This is a genomic window from Hydrogenophaga sp. NFH-34 (genome assembly GCF_021401345.1).
GTDB lineage: Bacteria > Pseudomonadota > Gammaproteobacteria > Burkholderiales > Burkholderiaceae_C > Hydrogenophaga > Hydrogenophaga electricum.
The window spans coordinates 15,213-39,892 of the sequence record NZ_JACBGE010000020.1 but is presented as its reverse complement, the minus strand read 5'-3'; the positions used below and the strand labels follow the sequence as shown (position 1 = coordinate 39,892).

The 24,680-nt window shown below is 72.0% G+C and carries 16 protein-coding genes; 6 read left to right on the top strand and 10 right to left on the bottom strand.

Features of this window, described 5'->3' with window-relative positions; translation table 11 throughout:
• Positions 1-70 precede the first annotated feature (70 nt).
• A complete protein-coding gene (locus L0977_RS18260) occupies positions 71-1,165 on the bottom strand; it encodes a 3-deoxy-7-phosphoheptulonate synthase (protein WP_234266295.1) in 1,095 nt (364 codons plus the stop codon).
• 207 nt (positions 1,166-1,372) lie between these two features.
• Positions 1,373-2,275 (bottom strand): LysR family transcriptional regulator, encoded by a 903-nt coding sequence (locus L0977_RS18255; RefSeq protein ID WP_234266294.1) that lies wholly within the window; start codon positions 2,273-2,275, stop codon positions 1,373-1,375.
• 111 nt (positions 2,276-2,386) lie between these two features.
• Here L0977_RS18255 and L0977_RS18250 point away from each other — a divergent pair, with 111 nt between their 5' ends.
• On the top strand, positions 2,387-3,025 hold the full coding sequence (locus tag L0977_RS18250) for an NAD(P)-dependent oxidoreductase (protein ID WP_234266293.1): 639 nt from the start codon (positions 2,387-2,389) through the stop codon (positions 3,023-3,025).
• Between the two features lie 45 nt (positions 3,026-3,070).
• On the opposite strand, the gene cphA is transcribed toward L0977_RS18250, so the two are convergent.
• Together cphA and L0977_RS18240 are read right to left on the bottom strand one after the other, a co-directional pair.
• Positions 3,071-5,635, bottom strand: coding sequence for a cyanophycin synthetase (gene cphA, locus L0977_RS18245; protein ID WP_234266292.1), 2,565 nt, complete (start codon positions 5,633-5,635; stop codon positions 3,071-3,073).
• 71 nt (positions 5,636-5,706) lie between these two features.
• Complete coding sequence (locus L0977_RS18240; RefSeq protein ID WP_234266291.1) at positions 5,707-7,941, bottom strand: cyanophycin synthetase; 2,235 nt, start codon at positions 7,939-7,941, stop codon at positions 5,707-5,709.
• A gap of 144 nt (positions 7,942-8,085) precedes the next feature.
• Here L0977_RS18240 and L0977_RS18235 point away from each other — a divergent pair, with 144 nt between their 5' ends.
• Positions 8,086-10,392, top strand: coding sequence for a cyanophycin metabolism-associated ABC transporter (locus tag L0977_RS18235; RefSeq protein WP_234266290.1), 2,307 nt, complete (start codon positions 8,086-8,088; stop codon positions 10,390-10,392).
• 20 nt (positions 10,393-10,412) lie between these two features.
• Positions 10,413-10,898, top strand: coding sequence for a cyanophycin metabolism-associated DUF1854 family protein (locus L0977_RS18230; RefSeq protein ID WP_234266289.1), 486 nt, complete (start codon positions 10,413-10,415; stop codon positions 10,896-10,898).
• Positions 10,899-10,908: 10 nt separating this feature from the next.
• On the opposite strand, the gene L0977_RS18225 is transcribed toward L0977_RS18230, so the two are convergent.
• Genes L0977_RS18225 through ybaL form a run of 3 tightly spaced genes read right to left on the bottom strand, consistent with a single transcriptional unit; the run spans position 10,909 to position 16,288 of the window.
• Positions 10,909-11,823: a universal stress protein gene (locus L0977_RS18225; RefSeq protein WP_234266288.1), complete on the bottom strand. Its 915-nt coding sequence runs from the start codon at positions 11,821-11,823 to the stop codon at positions 10,909-10,911.
• A 29-nt stretch (positions 11,824-11,852) separates the two neighbouring features.
• Entirely contained in the window at positions 11,853-14,561 is a 2,709-nt protein-coding gene (locus tag L0977_RS18220; protein WP_234266287.1) for a cation-translocating P-type ATPase, read from the bottom strand.
• Positions 14,558-16,288, bottom strand: a complete 1,731-nt coding sequence (gene ybaL, locus L0977_RS18215) for a YbaL family putative K(+) efflux transporter (protein ID WP_234266286.1) — start codon at positions 16,286-16,288, stop codon at positions 14,558-14,560. The genes L0977_RS18220 and ybaL overlap by 4 nt, the downstream gene beginning before the upstream one ends.
• Positions 16,289-16,443: 155 nt before the next feature.
• Between ybaL and L0977_RS18210 the strand changes: the two genes are divergently transcribed.
• Positions 16,444-18,129: a Na/Pi cotransporter family protein gene (locus tag L0977_RS18210; RefSeq protein ID WP_234266285.1), complete on the top strand. Its 1,686-nt coding sequence runs from the start codon at positions 16,444-16,446 to the stop codon at positions 18,127-18,129.
• A 26-nt stretch (positions 18,130-18,155) separates the two neighbouring features.
• Here the strand turns inward: L0977_RS18210 and L0977_RS18205 are convergent, their stop codons facing one another.
• Genes L0977_RS18205 through L0977_RS18195 form a run of 3 tightly spaced genes read right to left on the bottom strand, consistent with a single transcriptional unit; the run spans position 18,156 to position 21,600 of the window.
• Complete coding sequence (locus L0977_RS18205; RefSeq protein WP_234266284.1) at positions 18,156-18,776, bottom strand: 3'-5' exonuclease; 621 nt, start codon at positions 18,774-18,776, stop codon at positions 18,156-18,158.
• The gene (locus L0977_RS18200; RefSeq protein ID WP_234266283.1) at positions 18,773-20,911 is read right to left on the bottom strand and encodes a sensor histidine kinase; all 2,139 of its coding nucleotides are present in this window, start codon (positions 20,909-20,911) and stop codon (positions 18,773-18,775) included. The genes L0977_RS18205 and L0977_RS18200 overlap by 4 nt, the downstream gene beginning before the upstream one ends.
• A complete protein-coding gene (locus L0977_RS18195; RefSeq protein ID WP_234266282.1) occupies positions 20,908-21,600 on the bottom strand; it encodes a response regulator transcription factor in 693 nt (230 codons plus the stop codon). Before L0977_RS18195 ends, L0977_RS18200 begins: the two co-directional genes overlap by 4 nt.
• Positions 21,601-21,766: 166 nt before the next feature.
• Between L0977_RS18195 and L0977_RS18190 the strand changes: the two genes are divergently transcribed.
• Both L0977_RS18190 and L0977_RS18185 read left to right on the top strand, forming a co-directional pair.
• Positions 21,767-23,068 carry an SPFH domain-containing protein gene (locus L0977_RS18190; RefSeq protein WP_234266281.1) on the top strand — a complete coding sequence of 434 codons (1,302 nt, stop codon included), beginning with the start codon at positions 21,767-21,769 and terminating at the stop codon, positions 23,066-23,068.
• Position 23,069: 1 nt separating this feature from the next.
• Positions 23,070-24,590 carry a hypothetical protein gene (locus tag L0977_RS18185; RefSeq protein WP_234266280.1) on the top strand — a complete coding sequence of 507 codons (1,521 nt, stop codon included), beginning with the start codon at positions 23,070-23,072 and terminating at the stop codon, positions 24,588-24,590.
• The last annotated feature ends 90 nt before the right edge of the window (positions 24,591-24,680 follow it).

Sequence of the window (24,680 nt, the reverse complement as noted above, 5' to 3'; positions counted from 1 at the left end):
TTGTGCGCAGTCCTTCCACCCGACGGGGCGCCACCCCTGTCGGTCCTGACAGGGGGACGGTGGGGGACGCTCAGCGCTGGCGACGTGCGCGCACCGCCGCGGCCAGGCCTTGCAGCACGGGCACGGTCTGCGCGAAGCTGATGCAGGCATCGGTCACGCTCACGCCGGGCTGCAGCGGCTGGCCGGGCACGATGTCCTGACGGCCTTCTTCGAGGTGGCTTTCGATCATCACGCCGGTGATGCGCGCGTCGCCGGCCGCGATCTGTGCCGCCACGTCGGTGGCCACCTCGATCTGTTTGCGGTGCTGTTTGCTGCTGTTGGCGTGCGAGAGGTCGATCATCACCTGCTCGCGCAGGCCGGCCTTGGCCAGCAGTTCGCACGTGGCCTGCACATCGGCGGCGCTGTAGTTGGGCGCTTTGCCGCCACGCAGGATGACGTGGCAGTCGGCGTTGCCGCGGGTTTCAAAAATGGCCGCCTGACCCATCTTGGTCATGCCCATGAAGGCGTGGGCCGAGTGGGCCGCGACGATGGCGTCGGCCGCCACCTTGATACCGCCGTCGGTGCCGTTCTTGAAGCCCACCGGGCAGCTCAGGCCGCTGGCCAGCTGGCGGTGGCTCTGGCTTTCGGTGGTGCGCGCGCCGATAGCGCCCCAGCTCACCAGGTCGGAGATGAACTGCGGCGAGAGCAGATCGAGGAACTCGGTGCCCACCGGCAGACCGACATCGAGCACGTCCAGCAGCAGCTGGCGCGCCAGCTCCAGCCCTTCGTTGATGGCGAAACTGCCGTCCAGGTGCGGGTCGTTGATGTAGCCCTTCCAGCCCACGGTGGTGCGCGGCTTTTCGAAGTACACGCGCATCACGACCAGCAGGTCGTCGGCCAGCGCGTCGGCCTGTTCCTTCAGGCGCCGGGCGTAGTCCATGGCCTGGCCGTGATCGTGGATGGAGCACGGCCCCACGACGACGATCAGGCGGTCGTCCTGGCCGTGCAGCACGCGCGCGAGCGCGGCGCGGCTGGTCTCGACCAACTGCTGCGTGGCCGGCGGCGTGGGCAGCCATTCCTGCAGCAGCGCGGGGGTGATCAGCGGACGCACCGCGCCAATGCGCAGATCGTCGATGCGGGTGGTGTCGTGGGTGGACGGCGGGGGGGCGGTGTGGACGTGGGGCATGGGGGAGGATTGTCCACCCCCTGCGCCGCCGGAGGCGGCTTCCCCCTCTCTGGCGCGTCTTTCAGACGCTTGGAGGGGGACGCACCCTGTGGCCCGGCAGAGCCGGTTCCACGGGTGCCCTGGACTTTGAACTTCCCTTCGGGCGTCGCGGCGCGCTCTTTGGCGACACAGAGGTTGCCGGCCTCAACCCGGAGCCTCCGCGGCCTGTCAGCTTTCCACGCCAGCGAGGTTCTGCAGATACGCCTGCAGCGCCTGGACCGCCAGCCGCACCTTGGCCGGCTGGGTGTCGCGTTGCGGGGTCACGGCGCTGATGTCGAGCGCCGGCAGCGTCCATTCGGGCAGCAGGCGGACCAGGTGGCCGGCGGCGACGTCGTCGTGGGCGTCGGCACTGCCCAGCAGCGCCGGCCCCAGGCCCGCGGCGCACATCTGCTGGATCGACAGCTGGTTGTTGCTCGACAGGCGCGGTTCGATGCGCAGTTCGCGCGCGGCGCCGTCGGGCCCGGTCATGTCCAGGCGCAGCCAGGGGCGCTCGCGCACGAAGCCCAGCCAGGCGTGCCCCAGCAGCGCGTCCGGGTGCGCCACCGGGCCGTGCGCCGCGATCCAGGCCGGGCTGGCGCAGATCCACCAGCGCAGCGCGCCCAGCCGGCGCGCCACCCACGACGAATCGGGCAGCGGGCCGAAACGGATCGCCAGGTCGATGCGCGCCTGGATCAGGTCGATCGGCGCGTCGTCCACCAGCAGGTGCAGCCGCAGCGCCGGGTGCTGCGCCAGCAGCGGCCCGAGTGCGGGGGCGATGTGGCGCGCAAACCCGACCGGCGCCGACAGGCGCAGCAGGCCGACCGGGGCTTCCCGCGTGTGCTGGAGTTCGGCGCGCGCCTGGGCGGCCGCGCGCAGCAGCGCCGCGCAGTGTTCGTGAAAACGCTCACCGGCCTCGGTCAGCGCCAGTTGCCGGGTGGAGCGGTGCAGCAGCGTGACGCCGCCATCGGTTTCGAGCTGGCGCACCTGCTGGCTCACGGCCGACGGGCTCATGCCCAGCGCGCGCGCCGCGCCGCTCATCGAACCGTGTTGCACCACGGTGGCGAAGATGGCCATGCGCCGGAGATCGTCCATGGGTTGATTGTGAAGTACAGCTTCAAAAATAAGGCCTGAGATGCCCTCTACCGGGGATATTTTGCGGCCCATAGCATAGAGCCCATCGATCAACCTGTTTTGGAGATTCCCATGAAAGTCACCCTCATCGGCACCGGTTTTGTCGGTTCGGCCGTGCTCGACGAACTGCTGCAACGCGGCCACCAGGTCACGGTGCTGGCCCGCCATCCGGAGAAACTGGCGGCCCGCCCGGGGCTGACGGTGCGCGCCGGTTCGGCGCAGAACCCCGAGGACGTGCAGGCCGCTGCGGCGGGCCAGGACGCCGTCATCAGCGCCTACAACCCGGGCTGGACGGTGCCGGACATCCACGACCAGTTTCTGGCCGGCACGCGCGCCATCTTCGCGGGCGTCAAGGCCGCGGGCACCAAGCGCCTGCTGGTGGTCGGCGGTGCGGGCAGCCTGTACGTGGCGCCCGGTGTGCAACTGGTGGACACGCCCGAATTCCCGGCCGACTGGAAACAGGGCGCGCTGGCGGCGCGCGAGGCGCTGAACCTGATCCGCCTGGAAACCGGTCTCGAATGGACCTTCCTCTCGCCCGCGATCCTGCTGGAGCCCGGGGTGCGCACCGGCCAGTATCGCGTGGGCCAGGACGCGCCGCTGATGAACAGCGACGGGCCCGGCCGCATCTCGGTGCAGGACATGGCCGTGGCCATCGTCGACGAGATCGAACAGCCCCAGCACATCCGCCAGCGCTTCACGGTGGCGAACTGATCCCGGGCACGCCCGGCTGGCGCGGCGCCCGGCCGGGGCCGCTGCTCAGCCCGCCTGCCCGACGCGCGCGGCCAGGTGGGCCAGTGCCTCGTCCACCTGGTCGACCAGCACCAGGCACAGGTCGCCGGGCTGCAGGCGTTCCAGGGCGGTGTCGATGGCGACGAACTCGCCCCGGATTTCATCCACCCGCGTGGTCCGGGGCGCGTCGGCCAGGCCTTCGCGCAGCAGCGCGATCACTTCGCCGTCTTCGCGCCCGCGCTGGCAGGCGTCCTGGTAGAGGATGACGTCGTCGAAGGCGCGGCCCAGGATCTGGGTCTGCTCGCGAATGTCTTCGTCGCGCCGGTCGCCGGCGCCGCTGATCACCACCGAGCGGCGCTGCGCCGGCATCGCCTCCACCGCCGCCACCAGCGCGCGCATCGCGTCGGGGTTGTGGCCGTAGTCGGCGATCAGGGTGGCGCCTTTGTAGGCCATCACGTTGAAGCGGCCGGGGGCGTTGTCGCTGTCGTTGACGAAGCTGGCCAGCCCGGCGCGGATCGCCTCCCACGACAGGTCCACGCCCCAGGCCGCGGCGATGGCGGCCATGGCGTTGTCCACCTGGAAGCCGATGCTGCCCTCGCGCGTCAGCGGGATGTCGCGCAGCGACACGCTTTCGCGCCAGTTGCCTTCGGTCGCGATGATGTGGCCGCCATCGACGAAGACGCAGCGGCGGCCCTGCGCGCGGTGGGTGGCCAGCACCGGGTGGTGGCGGTCGGCCGCGAAGTAGATGACGCCGCCCGTGCACACGCCGGCCATAGCGACCACGTGCGGGTCGGTGGCGTTGAGCACGGCGAAACCGTCGCTGGCGACGTTCTGCACGATCACCCGCTTGAGCACCGCCAGGTCTTCCACCGTGGTGATGAAGTTCAGGCCCAGGTGGTCGCCGGCGCCGATGTTGGTGACCACCGCCACCTGGCAGCGGTCGAAGCCCAGGCCTTCGCGCAGCACGCCGCCGCGCGCGGTCTCGAACACCGCCGCGTCCACGTCGGGGTGCATCAGCACGTTGCGCGCGCTCTTGGGGCCGGCGCAGTCGCCGGAATCGGTCTGGCGGCCGTCGACGTACACGCCGTCGGTGTTGGTCATGCCCACGCGCAGGCCGCTGGCGGCCAGCAGGTGCGCGATCAGGCGCGTGGTGGTGGTCTTGCCGTTGGTGCCGGTGACGGCCACCACCGGTACGCGCCCGTCGTCGTCGGGCGCGTACAGGCGCGAGACGATGGCCTCGCCCACCGGCCGGGGTTTGCCGTAGGAGGGCGACAGGTGCATGCGCAGGCCGGGCGCGGCGTTCACTTCCACGATGCCGCCGGACTGTTCCTCCAGCGGCCGGCCCACGGTTTCGCAGACCACGTCCACGCCGCAGATTTCCAGGCCGATCATGCGCGCGGCGGTCACGGCGCGCGCGGCCACTTCGGGGTGCACGTCGTCGGTCACGTCGGTGGCCGATCCGCCGGTGGACAGGTTGGCGTTGTTGCGCAGCACCACGCGGTGGCCGGCTTCGGGCACGCCGTCGGGCGACAGGCCCTGGATCTGCAGGCGCGCCAGCGCGATGTCGTCGATGCGGATCTTGGTCAGCGAGGTGGCGTGGCCGTCGCCCCGGCGCGGGTCGGTGTTGACCTGGTCGACCAGCTCGCGCACCGTGTGCTCGCCGTCGCCGATCACGTGCGGCGGGTCTCGGCGTGCCGCCGCGACCAGCTTGTCGCCCACGACCAGCAGCCGGAAGTCGCTGCCGGGCAGGAACTTCTCCACCATCACCTGGCCGATTTCGGCCGCCACGCGGTAGGCGGCTTCGAGGTGGTCGCGGCTGACGATGTTGACGGTGACACCCTTGCCCTGGTTGCCGTCCTGCGGCTTGAGCACCACGGGCAGGCCGATCTCCTGCGCGACCTCCCAGGCCTCGTCGATGCTGTCCACCGGCCGGCCCAGGGGCACCGGCACGCCGGCCGCGCGCAGCAGGGTCTTGGTCAGGTCCTTGTCCTGGGCGATGGATTCGGAGACGGCGCTGGTGGAGTCGACCTCGGCGGCCCAGATGCGGCGCTGGCGCGAGCCCCAGCCGAACTGCACCAGGCTGCCGCTGGTCAGGCGCCGGTAGGGAATGCCGCGCGCCACGGCGGCCTGCACGATGCAGCCGGTGGACGGGCCCAGGCGCACGTCTTCGTCCAGCTCGCGCAGCGCGGCCAGCGTCTGCGCCACATCGAAAGGCTGGTCGGCCAGGGCGGCCTGGATCAGGGCTTCGGCCGCGGCCAGGGCCTGGCGGCCCACGGCCTCTTCGGTGTATTCGACCACCACCTGGAAGGTGCCGCGTTCCACGGTTTCGGTGGTGCGGCTGAAGCTGACCACACAGCCCGCCTGCGCCTGCAGGGCCAGCGCCACCGCTTCCAGCACGTGGGCCAGCGAGGCTTCGTCGGGCTGGCGCCGCAGGTTGCCCAGGCCGGGAAACAGGGTGCGCAGCCGCAGCTCGAACCCGGGCAGCGTGGTCAGGGCGCGTTCGTGTTCGTCGCAGGCCACGATGGCTTCGATGGCGGTCTGGCGGCTCCACAGGTTGGGACCGCGCAGCGCACGGATGCGGGAGATGTCCATGGAAGGCGTGTAGGTTTTTTTGGGGGGTGAGCGGCAGGCGGCTGCGGCGTCGGGGCTGGGCGGGGAAGCGGTCAGCGGGGCAGGTGGAGCACGAAGGTTTCCAGGCCGGCGGCGACGAGTTCCGGCGCGATGCCGAAGCCCCAGGCGGCGGCAATCGCCACCAGCAGGGCATCGGCCAGCGCGGGCTCGTCGGCGCGGCCGTGGCGGGCCAGCAGGCCGGCCACGTCGATCGGGGTGATGGGCTCGCTGCCCTGGCTGCCGGCCAGTTGCACCAGGCCCTGCGCATCCATCAGGGCGGCCCGGCCCCCTCGTTCGAGGTGGCTGATGATCACCTTGGCCGGGCCTTGCGCACCGGTGCGGCCGTAGAACAGGACTTCGCCGTCGCACAGCTCGGCCAGGTCGGCAACCCACTCGTCGTCACCGTTGAGCACGCCCACCCCTTCGGGCAGCACCACGTCGATCTGGGTGCGCATGACCTTGCGCATGGCGCCGATGCCGCTCACGTCGTGGCGGGCCAGGTCGGGCCAGCCGTCGAAGTCGGTGACCACGCCGATCAGGCAGCGGTCGTAGGGCAGGCCGTCGTCGAGGATCAGGCCCGGGCCGTTTTCAAACACCGCCGCGCGCAGGTTGCGGTTCATCAGCAGCCGGTGGCTGGCGCTCCAGTAGTCGCGCGCCAGCGCCGGCCCGGGGGCTTCGATGCGGCGCTGGCCGAGAAAAATGCCGTCGGCACAGGCCAGCCCCGTGGACAGGCCGGACAGGCGTGTGAGCCAGGCGATGGCGCGCGCGACCAGCGGCGTGGCGCGGGTGCCGGCCACGCCGACCACCGGGATGCGGCCCGGGTTCGGGTCGTTGTCGTCATCGTCCTCGCTGGTGGGGAACAGGTGTTCGACGATGGCCTGCCCCACCGGCCGGGGCTGGCCGATGGCGGGCTTGAGGTGCATCAGCAGGCCGGGCCCGGCGTTGACTTCAACCACGGCGCCGCCCTGTTCGTGCAGCGGCCGGCCGATGTCCTCGGCCACCAGGTCGATGCCCGCGATGTCCAGCCCGACGGTGCGCGCCGCGAGCCCGGCCAGGTAGGCCACTTCGGGGTGCACGTCGTCGGTGCAGTCGATGGCGACGTTGCCATTGCGCTGGATCAGGATGCGCCGGCCCGCCGCGGGCACGGTCTCGGGGCTGAGGCCCTGGCGCTGCAGGTCGAGCCGGATCACACCGTCTTCGGCGATGTCCAGCCGGTTGAGCGGGTGGTCTTCGGTGGTGCCGCGGCGCGGGTCGGTGTTGATCTGCAGGTCGAGCAGCTCGGCCACGGTGTGGCGCCCGTCGCCCGTGATCCAGGCCGATTCGCCGCGCGCGGCCGCCACCATTTCACCCCCGACCACCAGCAGCCGGTGCTCGTTGCCAGGGATGCAGCGTTCGACCAGCACCTCGCTGCCGTGCCGGTCGGCCAGCGCGAACGCGGCCTCGACGTCGGCCTGCTCGCGCAGGTCCAGCGTCACGCCGCGGCCGTGGTTGCCGTCGCTGGGCTTGACCGCGACCGGCAGCCCGATGTCGCAGGCGGCCTCCCAGGCGGCGGCGGCGCTGGTCACGGCCTGACCCTCGGGCACCGGCACGCCCACCGCCTGCAACAGGGTCTTGGTCAGGTCCTTGTCGCCGGCCACGCCCTCGGCGATGGCGCCGGTGCGGTCGGTCTCGGCGGTCCAGATGCGGCGCTGGCGTGCGCCGTAGCCCAACTGCACGAGGTTGCCGTCGTTGAGGCGGATGTGGGGAATCTGGCGGTCGGTGGCGGCGGCCACGATGCAGGCCGTGGACGGCCCGAGGTAGCTGTCGTCGATGGCGTCGCGCACGGCGCGCACCGCGGCCGCCACGTCGAAGGCCTGGTCGCGGATCGCGGCCGTCAGCAGGGCATGGGCCTGGGCCAGCGCCACGCGGGCCACCTGTTCGTCGCGTGCCCGGAACACCATGCGGTAGACGCCGTGCCGGGTGGTGCTGCGCGTCTGGCCGAAACCGGTGGGCATGCCCGCCAGGTTCAGCAGCTCGATCACGCAGTGCTCCAGGATGTGGCCGGCCCAGGTGCCTTCGTGCAGGCGCTGCAGAAAGCCGCCCCGTTCGCCCACCCCGCAGTGGTGTTCCACCAGCGCCGGCAGCAGCGCCACCAGGCGGTCCGAGAGACCGGGAATCCGGTTCGAGGGGTAGTCTTCGAGGGGCCCCAGGTCCAGCCAGACCTCCAGGACCGGACGGAATGTCCAGATGTTCGGGCCGCGCAGATAGGTGACGCGCAGGAGTTGGATCTCGGTCGTGGCGAGGGGCATGATGGCGTGGTGGACAGGGGCGAGGCCACGGTGTCTCCGGCCAGCGGCTGCTCGCTCAATCCCATATTGTGAACCGTCCGCCCGTGTCCGGTGCTTTCAGATCATGGAAAATTCGCGTCCAGTGGTTTTCACGACACCGTTTTCATGACCCCCATTCGATCCACCACCCCGGCACTGGCGCCCGCGCCATCCGGCGCCGAGGCGCTTTGGCCCGGCGAAACCGAACAGGCCCGGCTGGCGATCGATCTGGACGACGCGCTGCGCTTCGTGCCGGGGTTGCTGGTGCTGACCGAACAACGCCTGCTGGCCCGCGACGGCGAAGGCCGCTGGCAGGCCTTTGCGCTGGCCGATGGCCTGGTGCTGCGCCACACCGACCACGCGGGCGTGGGCACGCTGGAGCTGCAGGCCGGCGGGGCGCTGCGGGCGCGCTGGCGCTTCACCCTGGGCGCCAACGTGCAGGCCCTGCGCCTGGCCAAGCGCTTCGAGCAACTGCAGGAGGCCCGCGCGCACGGGGCACCCGTGACGGGCGACGACCCGGGCCACTGCCCCTCGTGCCACCACCCGCTGCCCGAAGACTCCGACGAATGCCCGGTCTGCACGCGCGAGCTCAACACCCCGCCCAGCACCTGGGTGCTGCTGCGGCTGTGGCGCTTCGCGCGCCCGTACCAGGGCCAGTTGCTCAGCGGCTTCCTGCTGACGCTGGCCGCCACCGCCGCCACCCTGGTGCCGCCGTACCTGACGATTCCGCTCATGGACGAGGTGCTGATCCCGTTCCAGAACGGCCAGCGCATCGATCCGGTCTATGTGCTGTGGCTGCTGTCCGGTTTGCTGGGCTCGGCGCTGCTGGCCTGGGGCCTGGGCTGGGCGCGCACCTGGGTGCTGGCGCTGGTGTCCGAACGCATCGCGGCCGATTTGCGCACCCACGCCTTTGAACACCTGCTGGGCCTGTCGCTGGACTACTTCGGTGCCAAGCGCACGGGCGACCTGATGGCGCGCATCGGCTCCGAGACCGACCGCATTTCGGTGTTTCTCTCGCTGCATGCGCTGGACTTCGCCACCGACGTGCTGATGCTGGCCATGACCAGCGCCATCCTGTTTTCCATCAACCCCTGGCTGGCGCTGGTCACGCTGCTGCCGCTGCCCTTCATCGCCTGGATGATCCACGTGGTGCGCGACCGGCTGCGCACCGGCTTCGAGAAGATCGACCGCGCCTGGGGCGACGTGACCAACGTGCTGGCCGACACCATTCCCGGCATCCGCGTGGTCAAGGCCTTCGCCGCCGAACGGCGCGAGGCGCGGCGCTTCCGCGACGCCAACCAGGCCAACCTGGCGGTCAACGACCGGCTCAACAAGGTCTGGAGCCTGTTCTCGCCCACGGTGGCGCTGCTGACCGACATCGGCCTGTTGGTGGTCTGGGGCTTCGGCATCTGGCAGGTCAGCCGCGGCGAGATCACCGTGGGCGTGCTCTCGGCCTTCCTGGCCTACATCGGGCGCTTCTACGGCCGGCTCGATTCGATGAGCCGCATCGTCAGCGTGACGCAGAAGGCCGCGGCCGGTGCCAAGCGCATCTTCGACATCCTCGACCACGTCTCCAGCGTGCCCGAGCCGGCCGAGCCGGTGACGCTGCCGCCAGCCGGCCTGAGCGGCGGCGTGACGCTGGAGGATGTGGCTTTCCGCTACGGCAACCGCTCGGTGATCCGGCGCCTGAGCCTGGACATCCGCCCCGGCGAGATGATCGGCCTGGTGGGCCACAGCGGCTCGGGCAAGAGCACCCTGGTCAACCTGCTGTGCCGCTTCTACGACGTCAGCGGCGGCTCGATCAAGGTCGACGGCATCGACCTGCGCCGCATCGCCGTGGCCGATTACCGCCGCCACATCGGCCTGGTGCTGCAGGAACCTTTCCTGTTCTTCGGCACCATCGCCGAAAACATCGCCTACGGCCGGCCCGACGCCACGCGCGAACAGATCGTGGCCGCCGCGCGCGCCGCGCACGCGCACGACTTCATCCTGCGCCTGCCGCAGGGCTACGACTCGCTGGTCGGCGAACGCGGCCAGGGCCTGTCGGGCGGCGAGCGCCAGCGCATCAGCATCGCGCGGGCGCTGCTGATCGACCCGAAGTTCCTGATCCTCGACGAGGCCACCTCGGCGGTCGACACCGAGACCGAAAAGGAAATCCAGAAGGCGCTGGACAACCTGGTGCAGGGCCGCACCACCATCGCCATCGCGCACCGCCTGTCCACGCTGCGCAAGGCCGACCGGCTGGTGGTGATGGACCGTGGCGAGATCGTCGAAGTGGGCCCGCACGAAACGCTCATGGCGCGCCAGGGCGCGTACTGGCGCCTGTACGAAGCCCAGGCACGCAAGGCCGAGGCGGAGGACGACGGCGACTCCGAGCACGACGCCGTGCTGCTGGCGCGCCAGCCTGTGCCCCCGTCCCGCCCCACCGCCTGACCCGCCGCCGAAAGCCGAGCATGAGCGCTTCTCCCCTGCCCTTTTTCACCCTGGCGCGCGATCCGCTGGGCCGGCTGGTGTGCACCGACGCGGCCGGCGTTGCGCACGTGGGCGCGCTGCCGGTGCGCGCCTTTCCGCTCACGGCGCCCGGTGAAGGCCTGTCGCTGGTCAGCGCCGAAGGCCGCGAGCTGGTGTGGATCGACCGCCTGGCCGACCTGCCCGCCGAGACGCGCGCGCTGATCGAGGCCGAGCTGGCGGTGCGCGAATTCGTGCCCGAGATCCAGCGCATCGTCAGCGTCTCGACCTTCGCCACGCCCAGCCTCTGGGAGGTTGAGACCGACCGCGGTCCGACCACGCTGGCGCTCAAGGCGGAAGAAGACATCCGGCGCCTGCCCGGCGCGCGCGGCAGCCTGCTCATCACCAGCGGGCACGGCACCGTGTTCCGGGTCCGCGACCTGTTCGCGCTGGACCGCCATTCCCGGCGGTTGATCGAGCGCTTTCTCTGAGCGGCCGCCCTCAGGCGGGCGCCACGGCCGGCCGCTGCGGCTCCACCACCACCAGCAGGTCGGCGTCGCTCTCGTCGAGCACGCGCCGGGTCACGCTGCCCAGCAGCAGCTCCTCGGTCACGTGCGTGCCGTGTTTGCCCATGGCGATCAGGTCGCAGCCCAGGCGTTCCTGCTGCGCGGTGATCAGGCCGACCGCCTCGCCATGGCCGACCCAGCTCGTGTAGTCGCCTTCGCGCAAGCCCTCGGCCGCAGCCAGGGCCCGCAACTGCTGCAGCGCCCGCTCGCGCGCCTCGGCGCGGTACTGCGCCACGATGTCGGCGGAGACGCTGGCGTAGCGCAGCAGGCCTTCGAAGGGGGCTTCAAAGCCGTGCAGCAGCACCAGGCCGGCCTGCGGCGCCAGCGTCCGCACCAGCCGGATCTGCAGCGCCGACGCGGGCGAAAAGTCGATCGGCAGCAGTACGCGCCGGTACGGGGCCGCATCGGGCTGGCGCGCCAGCAGCACCGGACAGGGGCTGTGGCGCAGCACGCGCGTGGCGGTGGAGCCGAGCACCATGCGCCGCAGCGGGTTGTCGCCGCGCGCGCCCAGCACCATCAGGTCGGCGCCGGTGGTGGCGGCCAGCGCCGGCAGCGTGCTGCCGGCAGCGCCGTTTTCCAGGCGGATGTCGACCGCCACACCGTGCGGCCGGGCCGGGTCGCGGGCCAGCGCCTCCATCGCTTCGCGCTGGCGTGCCGTGGCCTGCTGCACCACGTCGTCGGCCTGGCTGCCGAGCAGCGCGCGCAGGGGGGCCAGCGCATCGGGGCCGAGCGTGTGCGCCAGCGTCAGGCGGGCGCCGGTGGCGGCGGCCAGACCGAAGCCCCGGTCGACCGCGTGCCGGGCGCTGGCGGACAGGTCGGTGGCGGCGAGGATGTGTCGGATCGTCGGCATGTCGGGTCTCCTTGCAAGGGCGGGCCGCGTCAGAGGCGGTCCACGTTCGAGCGGCGCAGCCACGCCTTTTCCAGTTCCACCAGGACGAACAGCCCGGCGCCGATGGCCACGATCATGGTCCACGACGACAAGGACAGCGGCGTGCTGCGGAACAGCTGCTGCAGCGTGGGGGCGTAGGTGAACAGCAGTTGCAGCAGCACCAGCAGCAGGGCCACGCCCAACGCCACGCGGTTGCCGGTGAGCGTTTCCCACCGGAAGGCGTGGCGCGTGAAGTGGCGCACGTTGAACAGGTAGAACAGCTCGCACACCACGATGGTGTTGACGGCGGCGGTGCGCGCGGTCTCCAGCGCCGCGCCCCGGGCCAACTCCCAGTGGAAGACCCAGAACGTGGCCGCGACCATGAGCGCGATCACGTACAGGATGCGCGTGCCCAGTGCGCGCGTGATGATGGACTCGCCCGTCGGCCGAGGCGCGTGCCGCATCACGCCGGGTTCGGCCGGCTCGAAGGCCAGCGACAGCGCCAGCGTGACCGAGGTGACGGTGTTGACCCACAGGATCTGCGCGGCCGTCACCGGCAGCGGCAGGCCGGCGAAGATGGCCAGCAGGATCACGCCCGCCTCGCCGCCGTTGGTGGGCAGCATGTGCATCAGCGACTTTTTGATGTTGTCGTAGACCACGCGGCCTTCGCGCACGGCGCGCGCGATGGTGGCGAAGTTGTCGTCGGTGAGCACCAGGTCGGCCGCTTCGCGCGCGGCGTCGGTGCCCTTGCCGCCCATGGCCACGCCGACGTCGGCGGCCTTGAGCGCGGGTGCGTCGTTGACGCCGTCGCCGGTCATGGCCACCAGGTGGCCTTCGGCCTGCAGCGCGGCGATCAGGCGCAGCTTGTGCTCGGGGCTGGCGCGCGCGAACACGTCGGTGTCCTGCGCGGCGCGGCGCAGGGCGGCCGCGTCCAGGGTGGCGATGACGTCGCCCGTGAGCGCGTGCCCGGCCCGCAGGCCGAGCTGGCGGCCGATGGCGGCGGCGGTGACGGCGTGGTCGCCGGTGATCATCTTGATGCGGATGCCGGCCTGCTGGCATTCGGCCACGGCGGCGATGGCCTCGTCGCGGGGTGGGTCGATGATGCCGACCAGGCCCAGCATCTCAAAGCGCGGCCGCATGTCGGCGATGTCGATCTCGGCGTGGTCGGCGGGCCAGTCGGCACGCGCCAGCGCCAGCACGCGTTCACCCGCGCTGGCGGCGCGTTCGAGGGCAGCAGCCCAGTGCGCAGCGTCCAGCGGCTGGCCGCCGGCCTGCGTGGCGCACAGCGCCAGCACGCGTTCGGGCGCGCCCTTGAGCAAGACCTCGTGGTGGCCCGCGTGGTCGTGGTGCAGCGTGGCCATGTACTGGCGCTCGGACTCGAACGGAATCGCGTCCACACGCGGGTGGGCCTGAATGCCCTCAGCGGCATCCAGCCCGCCTTTGTGCGCCAGCGTGATCAGCGCGCCTTCGGTCGGGTCTCCCGTCATGCGCCATTCGCCGGTTTCGTCGCGGTGAACGCGTGCGTCGTTGCACAGCAGCGCGCAATGCAGCAGCGCCTGCAGCGCCGCGCTGTCGCAGGTCTGGCAGACCTGGTCGTTCATCAGGAAGCTGCCGTTGGGCGCGTAGCCGGTGCCGGTGATCCGCAGTTCGCGGTCGGCCAGCACCACGCGCACGGCGGTCATCTCATTGCGTGTGAGCGTGCCGGTCTTGTCGCTGCAGATCACGGTGACCGAACCCAGCGACTCCACCGCCGGCAGGCGCCTTACGATGGCCTGCTTGCGCGCCATCACGCGGGTGCCGATGGCCAGCACGATGGTCACCACCGCGGGCATGCCTTCGGGAATGGCCGCCACCGCCAGGCCGACCACGGCCAGGAACAGCTCCAGCGGGGCCATGCCGGCCACGAAGTGGCCCCAGGCCATGGTCAGCACCGACACGGCCAGGATGGCGGCGGTGATCTGGCGGGCAAAGCGGTCGAGTCGGCGCGTCAGCGGCGTGGCCAGGGTCCGGACCTCGCCCACCAGCGTGCCGATGCGGCCGATTTCGGTCTGCGCGCCCGTGGCCACCACCACGCCACAACCGGTGCCGCAGGCCACCAGCGTGCCCGAATGGCACAGGCCGCGGCGGTCGCCCACGCCCGCGTCGGCGGCGGTCGCGGCGGTGTCCTTGTCGACCGGGGCCGACTCACCGGTCAGCGCCGCTTCGACCACGCGCAGGTTGCGCGCCTGCAGCAGGCGCAGGTCGGCCGGGACCTTGTCGCCCGCCTCCAGCAGCACCAAGTCGCCGGGCACCAGGTCGCCGGCGTCGATCTGCTGGCGCTCGCCCTGGCGCAGCACGGTGGCGTGCGCGGCCAGCATGCCGCGCACCGCGTCGAGCGCGCGCTCGGCCTTGCCTTCCTGGATGTGGCCGATCACCGCGTTGATCAGCACCACGCCCAGGATCACGCCCGCGTCCACCAGGTGGCCCAGCGCCAGGGTGGTCAGGCCGGCGGCCAGCAGCACGTAGATCAGCGGGTTGTGGAACTGCCCCAGAAAGCGCAGCCAGGGCGGCCGGCGTTTCGCTTCGGGCAGGCGGTTGGGGCCGTGGCGCTGCCGGCGTTCGGCGATGGCCGGCGGGGCCAGCCCCAGCGCCGGATCGACCGCCAGCCGGGCGGCGGTGTCGCTGGGGGAGAGGGTGTGCCAGGGCGTGGGGGCCAGGGCGGCCGGATCGGTGTCCTTCATGCTTTGGGCGGTTGGGCGGCGGCCGGCACGGCCACGCGCGAAAGAATGTGGGCGGCCATGCCGCGCGCCAGTTCGTGTTCGCCCAGGAAGACTTCGCCCAGGCTCTCCTGCCGCAGCAGCGCGGCTTCTTCTTCGTTGTGGGTGCGCAGCACCACTTCGATGCCGGGGTTGAGCGTGCGCGCGATCTCGACCATCTTGCGCACATTGACGGTGTCGGGGATGGCCACCACCAGCATCGCCGCGCGCGCGATGTGCGCCTGGATCAGCACCTCGGGCGTGCCGGCGTCGCCGCTCACCGCGGCCATGCCGTCGCGGCGCAGCGCGTCCACCAGCTCGCGGTTCTGTTCGGCCACCACGAAGGGCAGGCCGCGCTCGCGCAACGTGCCGGCGATGCGCCGGCCCACGCGGCCGTAGCCGACCAGCACCACCTGGCCGCTGAGCAGGCGCTGGTCGGTGCTGGTGGGCAGCTCGGCCAGCGGGTCATCGCGCAGCTCCAGCCGGCGGGCGAGTGCGGAGCGCGCCAGAATCCACAGCCGCAGCGGCTCGGACAGCGTGAAGGCGGCGGCGTTGAGCGCGATGGAAATCAGCGCGCCGGCCAGCACCAGGCTCTGGCCTTCCACCGGCATCAGGCCCAGGGCCACGCCCAGGCCGGCCAGAATGAAAGAGAACTCGCCGATCTGGGCCAGGCTGGCGCCCACCGTGAGCGCCGTGTTCAGCGGGTAGCGGAACAGCAGCACCAGGGCCACAGCCGCCACCGTCTTGCCCACCAGGATGATCACCACCACCGCCAGCAGCTTGATGGGCTGGGTCCAGATCACGGCCGGGTCGAACAGCATGCCCACCGACACGAAGAACAGCACCGCGAAGGCGTCGCGCAGCGGCAGCGATTCGTCGGCGGCGCGGTGGCTGAACTCGGACTCGCGCATCATCATGCCGGCGAAGAAGGCCCCGAGCGCGAACGACACGTCGAACAGCTTGGCGGCGCCGAAAGCCACGCCCACGGCGGTGGCCACCACGGCCAGGGTGAACAGCTCCTGCGAGCCGGTGCGCGCCACCCACCACAGCAGCTTGGGCAGCACGCGCCGGCCCACCACCAGCATCAGCACGATGAAGGCCGTGACCTTGGCCAGCGTCATGCCGACCGTGGCCCAGATCTCGCGCAGCGAGGTGGGGGCCAGGGCTGTGGCCGCGGTGCTTTCCTGCAGCAGCCCGGCCAGGGCCGGCAGCAGCACCAGCACCATGACCATCACCAGGTCTTCCACCACCAGCCAGCCGACCGCGATCTGGCCGTTGACCGACTTGAGCAGGCCGCGCGCTTCGAGCGCGCGCAGCAGCACCACGGTGCTGGCCACCGACAGGCACAGGCCGAACACGATGGCGCCGCCGAGCGACCAGCCCCACAGCATGGCCACGCCCATGCCCAGCAGCGTGGCCACGCCAATCTGCACGATCGCGCCTGGCACCGCGATGCGCTTGACCGCCATCAGGTCCTTGAGCGAGAAGTGCAGCCCGACCCCGAACATCAGCAGCATCACGCCGATCTCGGCCAGCTGGCCGGCCAGCCCGAGGTCGGCCACGAAGCCCGGGGTCGACGGGCTGATGACGATGCCGGCCAGCAGGTAACCCACCAGCGGCGGCATGCCCAGGCGGCTGACGACCAGGCCGAAAACCATCGCCAGGCCGAAGCCGGCGGCGATGGTGGCAATCAGGCTGACGTCGTGCGGCATCGGGAGCGGGTTCCTGGCGCGGGGTGGAATAAGTCACGGATGCTTGAAACCTTAACAGAGCAAGGCAAGGCCCGCAGCCGCTGGTGGCGCCCGCAAGCCGCCACCGGCCGCATTTCGCGCCCGGAAGGCGCCCGGCGGTTGGCGACAATCGGGCGATGACGGAGATCCTGTTTCCTTTTGCCGGCGGCCTCGGCCTGTTCCTGATCGGCATGATGCTGATGTCGCAAGGCCTGGTCGGTTTTGCCGGCGGCGCGCTGCAGCGGGCGCTGATCCGCTTCACCGGCAGCCCGTTCCGGGCCTTCGCCTCGGGCACCGTGGTGACCATGCTGGTGCAGTCTTCCACCGCCACCACGGTGACGCTGATCGGCTTCGTCAGCGCGGGGCTGATCGGCTTTTCGCAGGCCATCGGCGTGCTGATCGGTGCCAGCCTGGGCAACACCGCCACCGGCTGGATCGTGGCCGGGCTGGGGCTCAAGATCAGCCTGGGCTACTACACCATGCCGCTGATCGGCGTCGGCGCCTTCCTCAAGCTGCTGGGGCGTGGCCGCATCACCGAACTGGGCCTGGCGCTGGCCGGCTTCGGGCTCATGTTCACCGGGCTGGACACCCTCTCCAAAGGCATGCAGGCGCTGTCGACGGTGTTCAACCTGGCTTCGCTGCCGGTGGGCGGTTATGGCGCGCGCATGGCGGTGATGCTGGTCGGGCTGACGATGACGGCCATCATGCAGTCGTCCACGGCGGCCATCGCCACCACGCTGACGGCGTTGCACGGCCAGGTGATCAACTTCGATCAGGCGGCGGCCCTGGTGGTGGGCGCGGCCATCGGCACCACGCTCACCGGCGTCATCTCGGCCATCGGCGGCACCGTGCACGCCAAGCGCACGGCGCTGGCCTACGTGCTGTTCAACGCCGGCGCGGGCATCATCGCCATCGCCCTGCTGCCGCTGTTCCACACCGCCATCGGCTGGCTGAACGCGCACATGGGGCTGGACGCCGGGGCCAGTTCCCTGGCCGCCTTCCACACCCTGTTCATCGCCGTGGGCGTGCTGCTGTTCCTGCCCGTGGCGGGGCCGTTCTCGCGCTGGATCGAACGCCTGGTGCCCGACACCGGCAGCGCCGCCACGGCCCGCCTAGACGCCAGCCTGCTGACCCTGCCCGACGTGGCGCTGGAAGCGTCCGAGCGCGCGCTCGAACACCTCGCCGGCGAGGCCCTGGCGATCTTCGAGGCCCGGCTGCGCGACGAGGACGGCAGCGCGCTGGCCGAGCGCCTGCGCGCGCTCGACGGGGAAATCGACCGCGTCTACGACTTCGTGGGCCGCATCGAGCTGCCGGCCGGCGACGAGGCGAGCGCCGCCTCGCGCATCGCCCAGCTGCATGCCATCGACCACCTGCTGCGCCTGCGCACGCGCCTGCACGACCTGGCACAGGCCACGGCGCCCCTGGGTGGCCCCGACTACGCCTGGGCCACGACGCCCTGCCACCGCATCGCCGACATCGCGCGGCGCGGGCTGGCCGCGCGCGACCTGGCCGCCAGCCTGGACGCGCTGGAGCTGGAGGCCGTGGCGCTGACGGGCCTGTCCAACCAGCACCGCCAGGCCGTACTGGGCCAGGCGGCCAGCGGCGCCGCGGGCGCGTCCGACGCCCTGCGCCGCACCGACAGCTACCGCTGGATCGAACGCAGCGCCCACCACATCTGGCGCATGGGCCACTACCTGGCCCAGGGCCGGCTGAACCGCCGCCAGAAGGGCCCGCCCGAATCGCTGGCCCACCCGCCGCTGGACGCCGAAGCGGTGCCGGAGACCGTTCCGCCGCCTGCCGCTGCCCCGTCGGCCGACGCCTGAGGGCGCGAACCGGCCAGGTCGTCGGCTCAGTGCACCGGCCGGCGGCCGTGGGCCGCGAGGAAGCGCGGCAGCGCCTTGGTCGTGCAGGTCTGCAGGGCGCACAGGAAGGCGTGGTCCGGCTCGGCCACGCCGTGGCGTTCGCGCAGGTCGTGCTGGATGCGCACCAGCAGCCACGCGGCCATCTCGGCGTCGACCAGGGCCCGGTGGGCGGCGCCTTTGCGCGGCAGCGCGAAGCGTTCGGCCAGCATGCCCAGCTTGTGGCTCGGCGCCTCGGGGTAGAGCCGGCGCGAGAGCAGCACCGTGCAGGCAAACGGCTGCGGCGCCGGCAGGCCGGCCAGCGCCAGTTCGGCCTGCCAGAAGCGGCGGTCGAAGCCGGCGTTGTGCGCCACCATGGGCGTGTCGCCCACGAAGCGCGCGGCCTCGGCCATCACCTGCGTGGCCGCCGGGGCGGCGGCCACCATGGCGTTGGTGATGCCGGTGAGCTGGGTGATGAAGGGCGGGATGGACACGCCCGCGTTCATCAGGCTCTGGTAGCGGTCCACCGGCTGGCCGTTCTCCATCAGCACGATGGCGACCTCGGTGGCGCGGCTGCCCTGGCTGATCGAGATGCCGGTGGTTTCGAAGTCGATGACGGCGATGCGGCTCATGGAAACGGGTGCACGGTGGTGCGGGGCAGGCGGATGTCGAAACGGACGCCGTCCCCGGTGTGGGTGGCGGCGATGGTGCCCCCCATTTTCGCCAGGTAGGTGCGGGCCACGAACAGGCCCTGGCCCCGGCCTTCGCCCGCGCCGGTGGCGGCACCGTCGGTCACGCCGAATTCGAAGATACGTTCCCGCAGTTCGGGCGGGATGGCGGGGCCCTGGTTGTGGATGCCGACGCGGGCCATGGCGGCATCGCTGGTGTCCAGGTTCAGCGTGACGGGCGTGCCCGCGAGCCGGTAGCGGTCGGCGTTGCGCAGCACGTGGGTCACCACGTCTTCCAGCGAGTGCTCGTCGGCCTGCACCCACACCGGGTCCGGCGCGCGGATGTAGCGCACGTCGGCGATGCCGGCGTAGGGCGCGTTTTCGGCCACATGGGCCAGGAACGCGTTCAGGTCCAGCGCATCGATGTCCACCGTGGCCGAGGTGATGGCTTCGCTGGGCGAGGCGCTGCCGTAGAGCACGCGCACCGCCTGCTGCATGCGGCTGACGTAGCGGTGGCTCGGGTCCTGCGGATCGCCGTGCAGCACCATCAGCGACTGCAGCGGCGACATGATTTCGTGCCCCACGGCGTGCCACATCTCGCGCTCCTGCTCGTTGCGCAGGTGCTCGCGGCGAACGCCTTCCTTGACGCGCTGCAGCAGCGCGGCCAGCGTGCTGGCCAGGATGCCCATCTCGTCGCGGCCGGCCATGTCGCTCACATCCAGATCGCCCAGGCGGCGCTCGATCTGCGGGTCCTTCATGTTGTAGTTCAGCGCCGCGGCACGCTGCGTCAGCAGTGCGATGCGGCGGATCAGGCCGACCTCGATCAGCAGCCAGGCCAGCGCGATGGCGGCCAGCATCGCGCCGACGAAGCCGCTCATGCGGGTGGCGGTGGCGCTGAGGTTGCGGTCCACGCTGGCCAGCTCGCCGCTCAGGCGCAACTGGTAGCGGCCGCTGGAGGTGTTGACGGTTTCGCTGGCCTGCACCTGGGTGCGGGTGTCGGCCGACGGCAGGCGCAGCACCAGGCGCGTGAGCCAGGGCGCGGCGGCTTCGGGGCTGTCCTGGCCGCGCAGCGCGGTCACCAGCTGGGGCTCGCCCGGGCCCAGGCGCTCGATGCGCAGCGTCTCGCCGGCCGACAGCGTGGCGGCCAGATGCTGCAGCGAAAACGGCTGCACGGCCCCGGCGCGGTCGCTGTCGAACAGCGTCTCGCCGGCCGGACCGATCCATTGCAGCCGCAGCCGGGTCTGGTCCAGGTCGGCCGGCGGCCAGGTGCGTTGGCCCTTGGCGAACAGGGCCCGGCGCCAGGCCTCGATCGGCACGCGCAGCGACAGCAGGGTGCGCCGCGCGCAACCGGGCAGCGCCTGTTCGGGCTGGGCACAGCTGGCCTCCTGCCAGAGCCAGCCGCGGAAATCGCGCACCGGCCGCGAGCCCTTGACCAGCATGCGGCCCTCGCCGGCGAAACCCGTCAGGCGCCCGCGCAGGCCGCCGTCGTCCTGCGCAACCGGGCTGTCGGCGGGCGCTTCGAGCGGCGCGACCCAGCGTTCGCTGCCTTGCGTGGTGTCGGCCCGGATTACCGCGTGGCTCACGCCGTCCAGGGCCAGCGTGCCGCGCTCGCGCGGCAGGGCCGGCGGCAGCACCAGGTCGGCCACCAGATAGACCACGCCGCCCGCGTAGGCGCTGTTGCCCACGCCCACGCACAGTTGTCCGCCGTCTTCGGGCCAGTGCACGGCGCAGCCGCTCATTTCGACCGCCTGCCGGGCCTTGAACGGGTCCGAATAGTCGAGCGCCGAAAACGGCAGCACCACGGGCACGCGCCCTGGCCCGGCGGCCGGCGCCGCGCCGGCGTTGATGAGCGCGAGCTGCCCGGTCGGGTGCCGCAGTTGTGCGGTCAGGGTCGACAGGCGCTGGCGAAAGCCCGACTCGTAGCGGTCGCGGCTGCGCTGCTTTTCTTCGGCCAGCAGCGTCACCGCCAGCACCACCACGGCCAGCGCCAGCAGCAGGAACACGCCGTGGAAGACGAGGCGGCGGCGGAACGCCGAGAGCGGCAGCCGCGGCAGCGCCAGCGCGGGCAGCGAAGGAAGGTCCAGCGGGCCGAATTTCATCGTGACCAGCGGAAGCCGCGCATGGGCACGTTCTCGATCGCGTCGAACGCCGGGTCGAGGTCGCGGAAGGCGTCGCGGATGGCGCTCACGTGCTTGCGCACGTTGTCGCGGTTGCGCCCGCTCTTGACCACCTCGTACAGCTCTTCGTAGCTCACCGTCTGGCCCTTTTTCTGCACCAGCGTGGCCAGGATGCGCTGCGCTGTCAGCGGCAGGTTGATGCGCTGGCCGCGCCAGGTCGGGTTGCGCTGCCACAGCGGGTCCAGGCTCAGCCCGTCTTCGGTGGCGGGTTCGGGGTCGCTGCCGCGCCGGGCGCGCGAGGCGCGCAGGATGTCGAGAAAGGTTTCGACGAATTCGGCCTCGTCGAAGTGGGTCTTCTGCAGGTAGTCCCAGGCGTCCAGCGCCTTCATGATGCCGCGGTAGATCGCCGCCGGCATCGCCGAGACCACCAGCACCGGCGTGCCCTGGTGCAGCTTGTTGATGGTGTTGATGACGGCCACGCCCGCGTGGCGCTCGCGGCCGAGCTCGATGTCCAGCACCACCAGGTCGTAGCGCTCGCGCGCCAGGGCGGCTTCGGCGCTGTCGCGGTCGTGCCACTGGTGGACGGTCAGCTCCGGGCGCGCGGCCCGGATCCAGCCGGCCAGCTGGTCGCTGGTCGGGCGGTCGTCCTCAATCACGGCGATGGTGTCCATGGCGCCGATTATCGAAGCGCGCTGCGCGCAGGGCCTGTGAGTTTTTCTTCCGCGCCCGTCCGCCAAGCCACCCGCCGGCCGCATTGAGACTTCCGGCGGCTTCCGGAACGATGCAGGCCATGGCGAACCCGCGGTGGGTTGGCCCCGAAAACCGGAGGAGAAGCCCATGTGGCCACGTTGGAAGAACCTGTCTGAATCGGCCCGGGCGGCGCTGGGCCGCCGGCCTGCGCCGGACCCCGAAGGCGCGCCCGTTTCGGAGGAGGCCGAGCCCGCCGACCGCTACGCCCCGGTGCCGGCGGCGCGCCCGGCGCTGCCGCTGGCACCCCTGCTCCTGACCCTGGGCACGCTGGCCCTGGCGGCCGGCGCGGCCTATGTGCTGGTGACCCGCCCGCCGGTGCTGCCGGTCGAGCCCGGGCACCGGGTGGTGCGCACCAGCCAGCTCAGCGGCGCCGTGACGGTCTGGCGCGAAGGGCCGGTGTGGGTGCTGCCCGGCGTCCACCAGGCGGTGAGCTGGTCGCTGCAGGACCGCACCTGGCAGGCCGCCACCATGGCCACGGCCGACGGCCCGGCGCCGGCGCAGACGGTCGAGGGTCTGTCCATCGGCCTGGACCTGCGCGTGCGCTACGCCATCGATCCGGCACGCCTGGCCGGTCCGCGGGCGGTGGCCTTCGTGCCCGACCTCGATGCCCGCGTCATCGAGCCGGCGGTGCAGGCCACGGTCTACAAGATCGTGGCGCGGCACACGGTGCGCGAGATCTTTTCGTCGCAGCGCGCGCAGATCGAACAGACCATCGAAGGCCAGTTGCGCGAGCGCCTGGCGGCCGACGGCCTGCTGCTGCGGTCGGTGACCATCGGCAAGATCGACCTGCCGGAGGACTACCGCCGTGGCATGGAAGGGCTGCTGACCGAAGGCCTGTCGGCCGAGAAGATGCGCTACACGCTGGAGCTGCGCGAGAAGCAGGTCAAGGAAAGCGAGCTGGCGGCGGCGGCCGACAAGGCGCGGCGCGAGGTGGCGGCCGAAGCCGCGGCGCGCGAGCAGGTGATCGCTGCCAAGGCGCAGGAAGAGGCCATGAAGCACGTGCTGCCGCTCAAGCAGCGCCAGGTGGAACAGCGCCAGCTCGAAGCCGAGGCGGCGCGCGTGGCGCGCGTCAAGCTGGCCGAGGGCGAAGCGCAGGCCCGCCGTATCGAGGCCACCGGCGAGGCCGAAGCCCGCCAGAAGCTGGCCGACGCCGAGGCCTATCGGCTCAAGAACATCGGCAAGGTCAACGCCGAGCAGATGGCGCTCGAAGGCGCGCTGATCACCAGGCACCCGCTGCTGATCCAGAAGACCATGGCCGACCGCCTGAGCGACAAGGTGCAGGTCATCATCGCGCCGCCCTCGCAGGACGGCTTCATCGGCAGCGGCCTGCTCGGGACCGTGGCCAGCGCCGGCCGGGGCCGGCAGGGCCTGGACGATGGGGAGGAATGACATGCACCGCTGGGTCAAATACCTCTGGGCGGCCTTGCTGGCCATGGCGCTGACGGGCGTGCTGCTGTCGGCCCGGGCGGCTGCGCCGGCCCCCGTGGCGGGCACCGCGGCGTCGGCTCCCACCGCCGGCCTGGTCACCCGCGACCGTGTGGCCCTGCGCGCCGCGCCGCGCGAGAGCGCCGCCAGCCTGGCCCATCTCTGGCGCGGCGAGGTGCTCGAAATCCGGGCCACGCGCGGCGACTTCGTCCAGGTCTGGGACCACCACCGCGAGCGCGGCGGGTATGTGCACAGCACGCTGGTGATGCCGGTGTCGGTGGCCGCAACCGAGGCGCCGCAACTGCTGGCGCTGCTGGCCTTCGTGAGCGGGCAGCCGGGCGCGGAGCCGCTCGGGCTGGCGCTGGCGGCCGCCAGCATCCAGGCCCTGCCCGCCGCCGCCTTGCAGGGCGCCGAAGGGGCCGCCGTCTTCGACGCCGTGGGCCAACTGGCAGACCGCCTGGCCGACCGCGCCAACGCGGCCAGCGCCGACCCCTGGCTGAGCGCCCACACCGACGTGGCCAGCCGCCACGGCGTGGCGCTGCGCTCGCACGAACGCGATGGTCGCGTGACGGTCTGTTACGAAGGCGACGCCCAGCGCCGCCTGCTGGCGCTGCCGGCGGCCACGCCCGAACAGCGTGCCCGTGCCGCGCTGGCGCTGACCCGCGCCGAGTGCCAGGACCTGCCCCCACGCCAGGCCGAGCGCGAGGCGCTCGACGAAGGCCTGGCCGACGTGCTGGACCGTGCCGACACGCCGGGCCTGGCCCCGCACTGGCGGGCCCGGCTGGCCACGCGCCAGGCCGAGGTGTGGAGCCGCGTCGCGTTCGCGCGGGCCCAGCGCGGCGACGCCGCCGCCGCCGGCAGGGCCACTGAAACCGCGCTCCGGGCGGTGGGCCGTGTCGACAAGACCGCCATCGCCGACGACGACCTGGCGCGCTTCCACGCCGCCGCGGTGCGCGTCAACGCCGTGCGCTGGGCGGCCGCCGGGCCGGCGGCGGCGCCGGGGCGCCTGGCGGTGGCGACCCGCCGCGCCGACGACGGCCAGACCTGCGTCGCGTTGCGCGACCTCCGCGCCCGGGCCGATGCCCCCGCGCTGGCCGAGCGCTGCACCTGGGGCCAGGTGTGGGCGGCCTCGGCCGCGCCCAACCGCGAAGGCACGGCGCTGGCGCTGGCGGTGCAGCCGGTGGACGGCTGGCGCGAGCTCTGGGTGTTCCGCCGCGAGGGCCAGGACTGGGGTGTGCAGGTGTTGCCCCCGGCGCCGCTGCAGCCCGGTGCGGGCTATGCCGAATTCGCGGGCTGGGAACCGGGCGGCCAGCGCCTGCTGGTGGCGCGCGAAGCGCTGGCCGAAGGCAAGACCGTTCGCCGTTTCGAGGTGGTGCGCGTGACCACCGGCCTGCCCGAGCGCACCGCCTTCGACCCGGACGCGCTGGGGCCCTTCAACCGCTGGGCCGACCCGGCGTGGAAGCGCGACTCGCTGGCGCTGCGCTGAAGGGCCGGGCCGGTCACCGGTGGCGGCATGCACCAGTTTCAGCCGCGGTCAGCGCGGCCCGGGTGGGGGCCGGGCCGTTCGTGCCGTGCT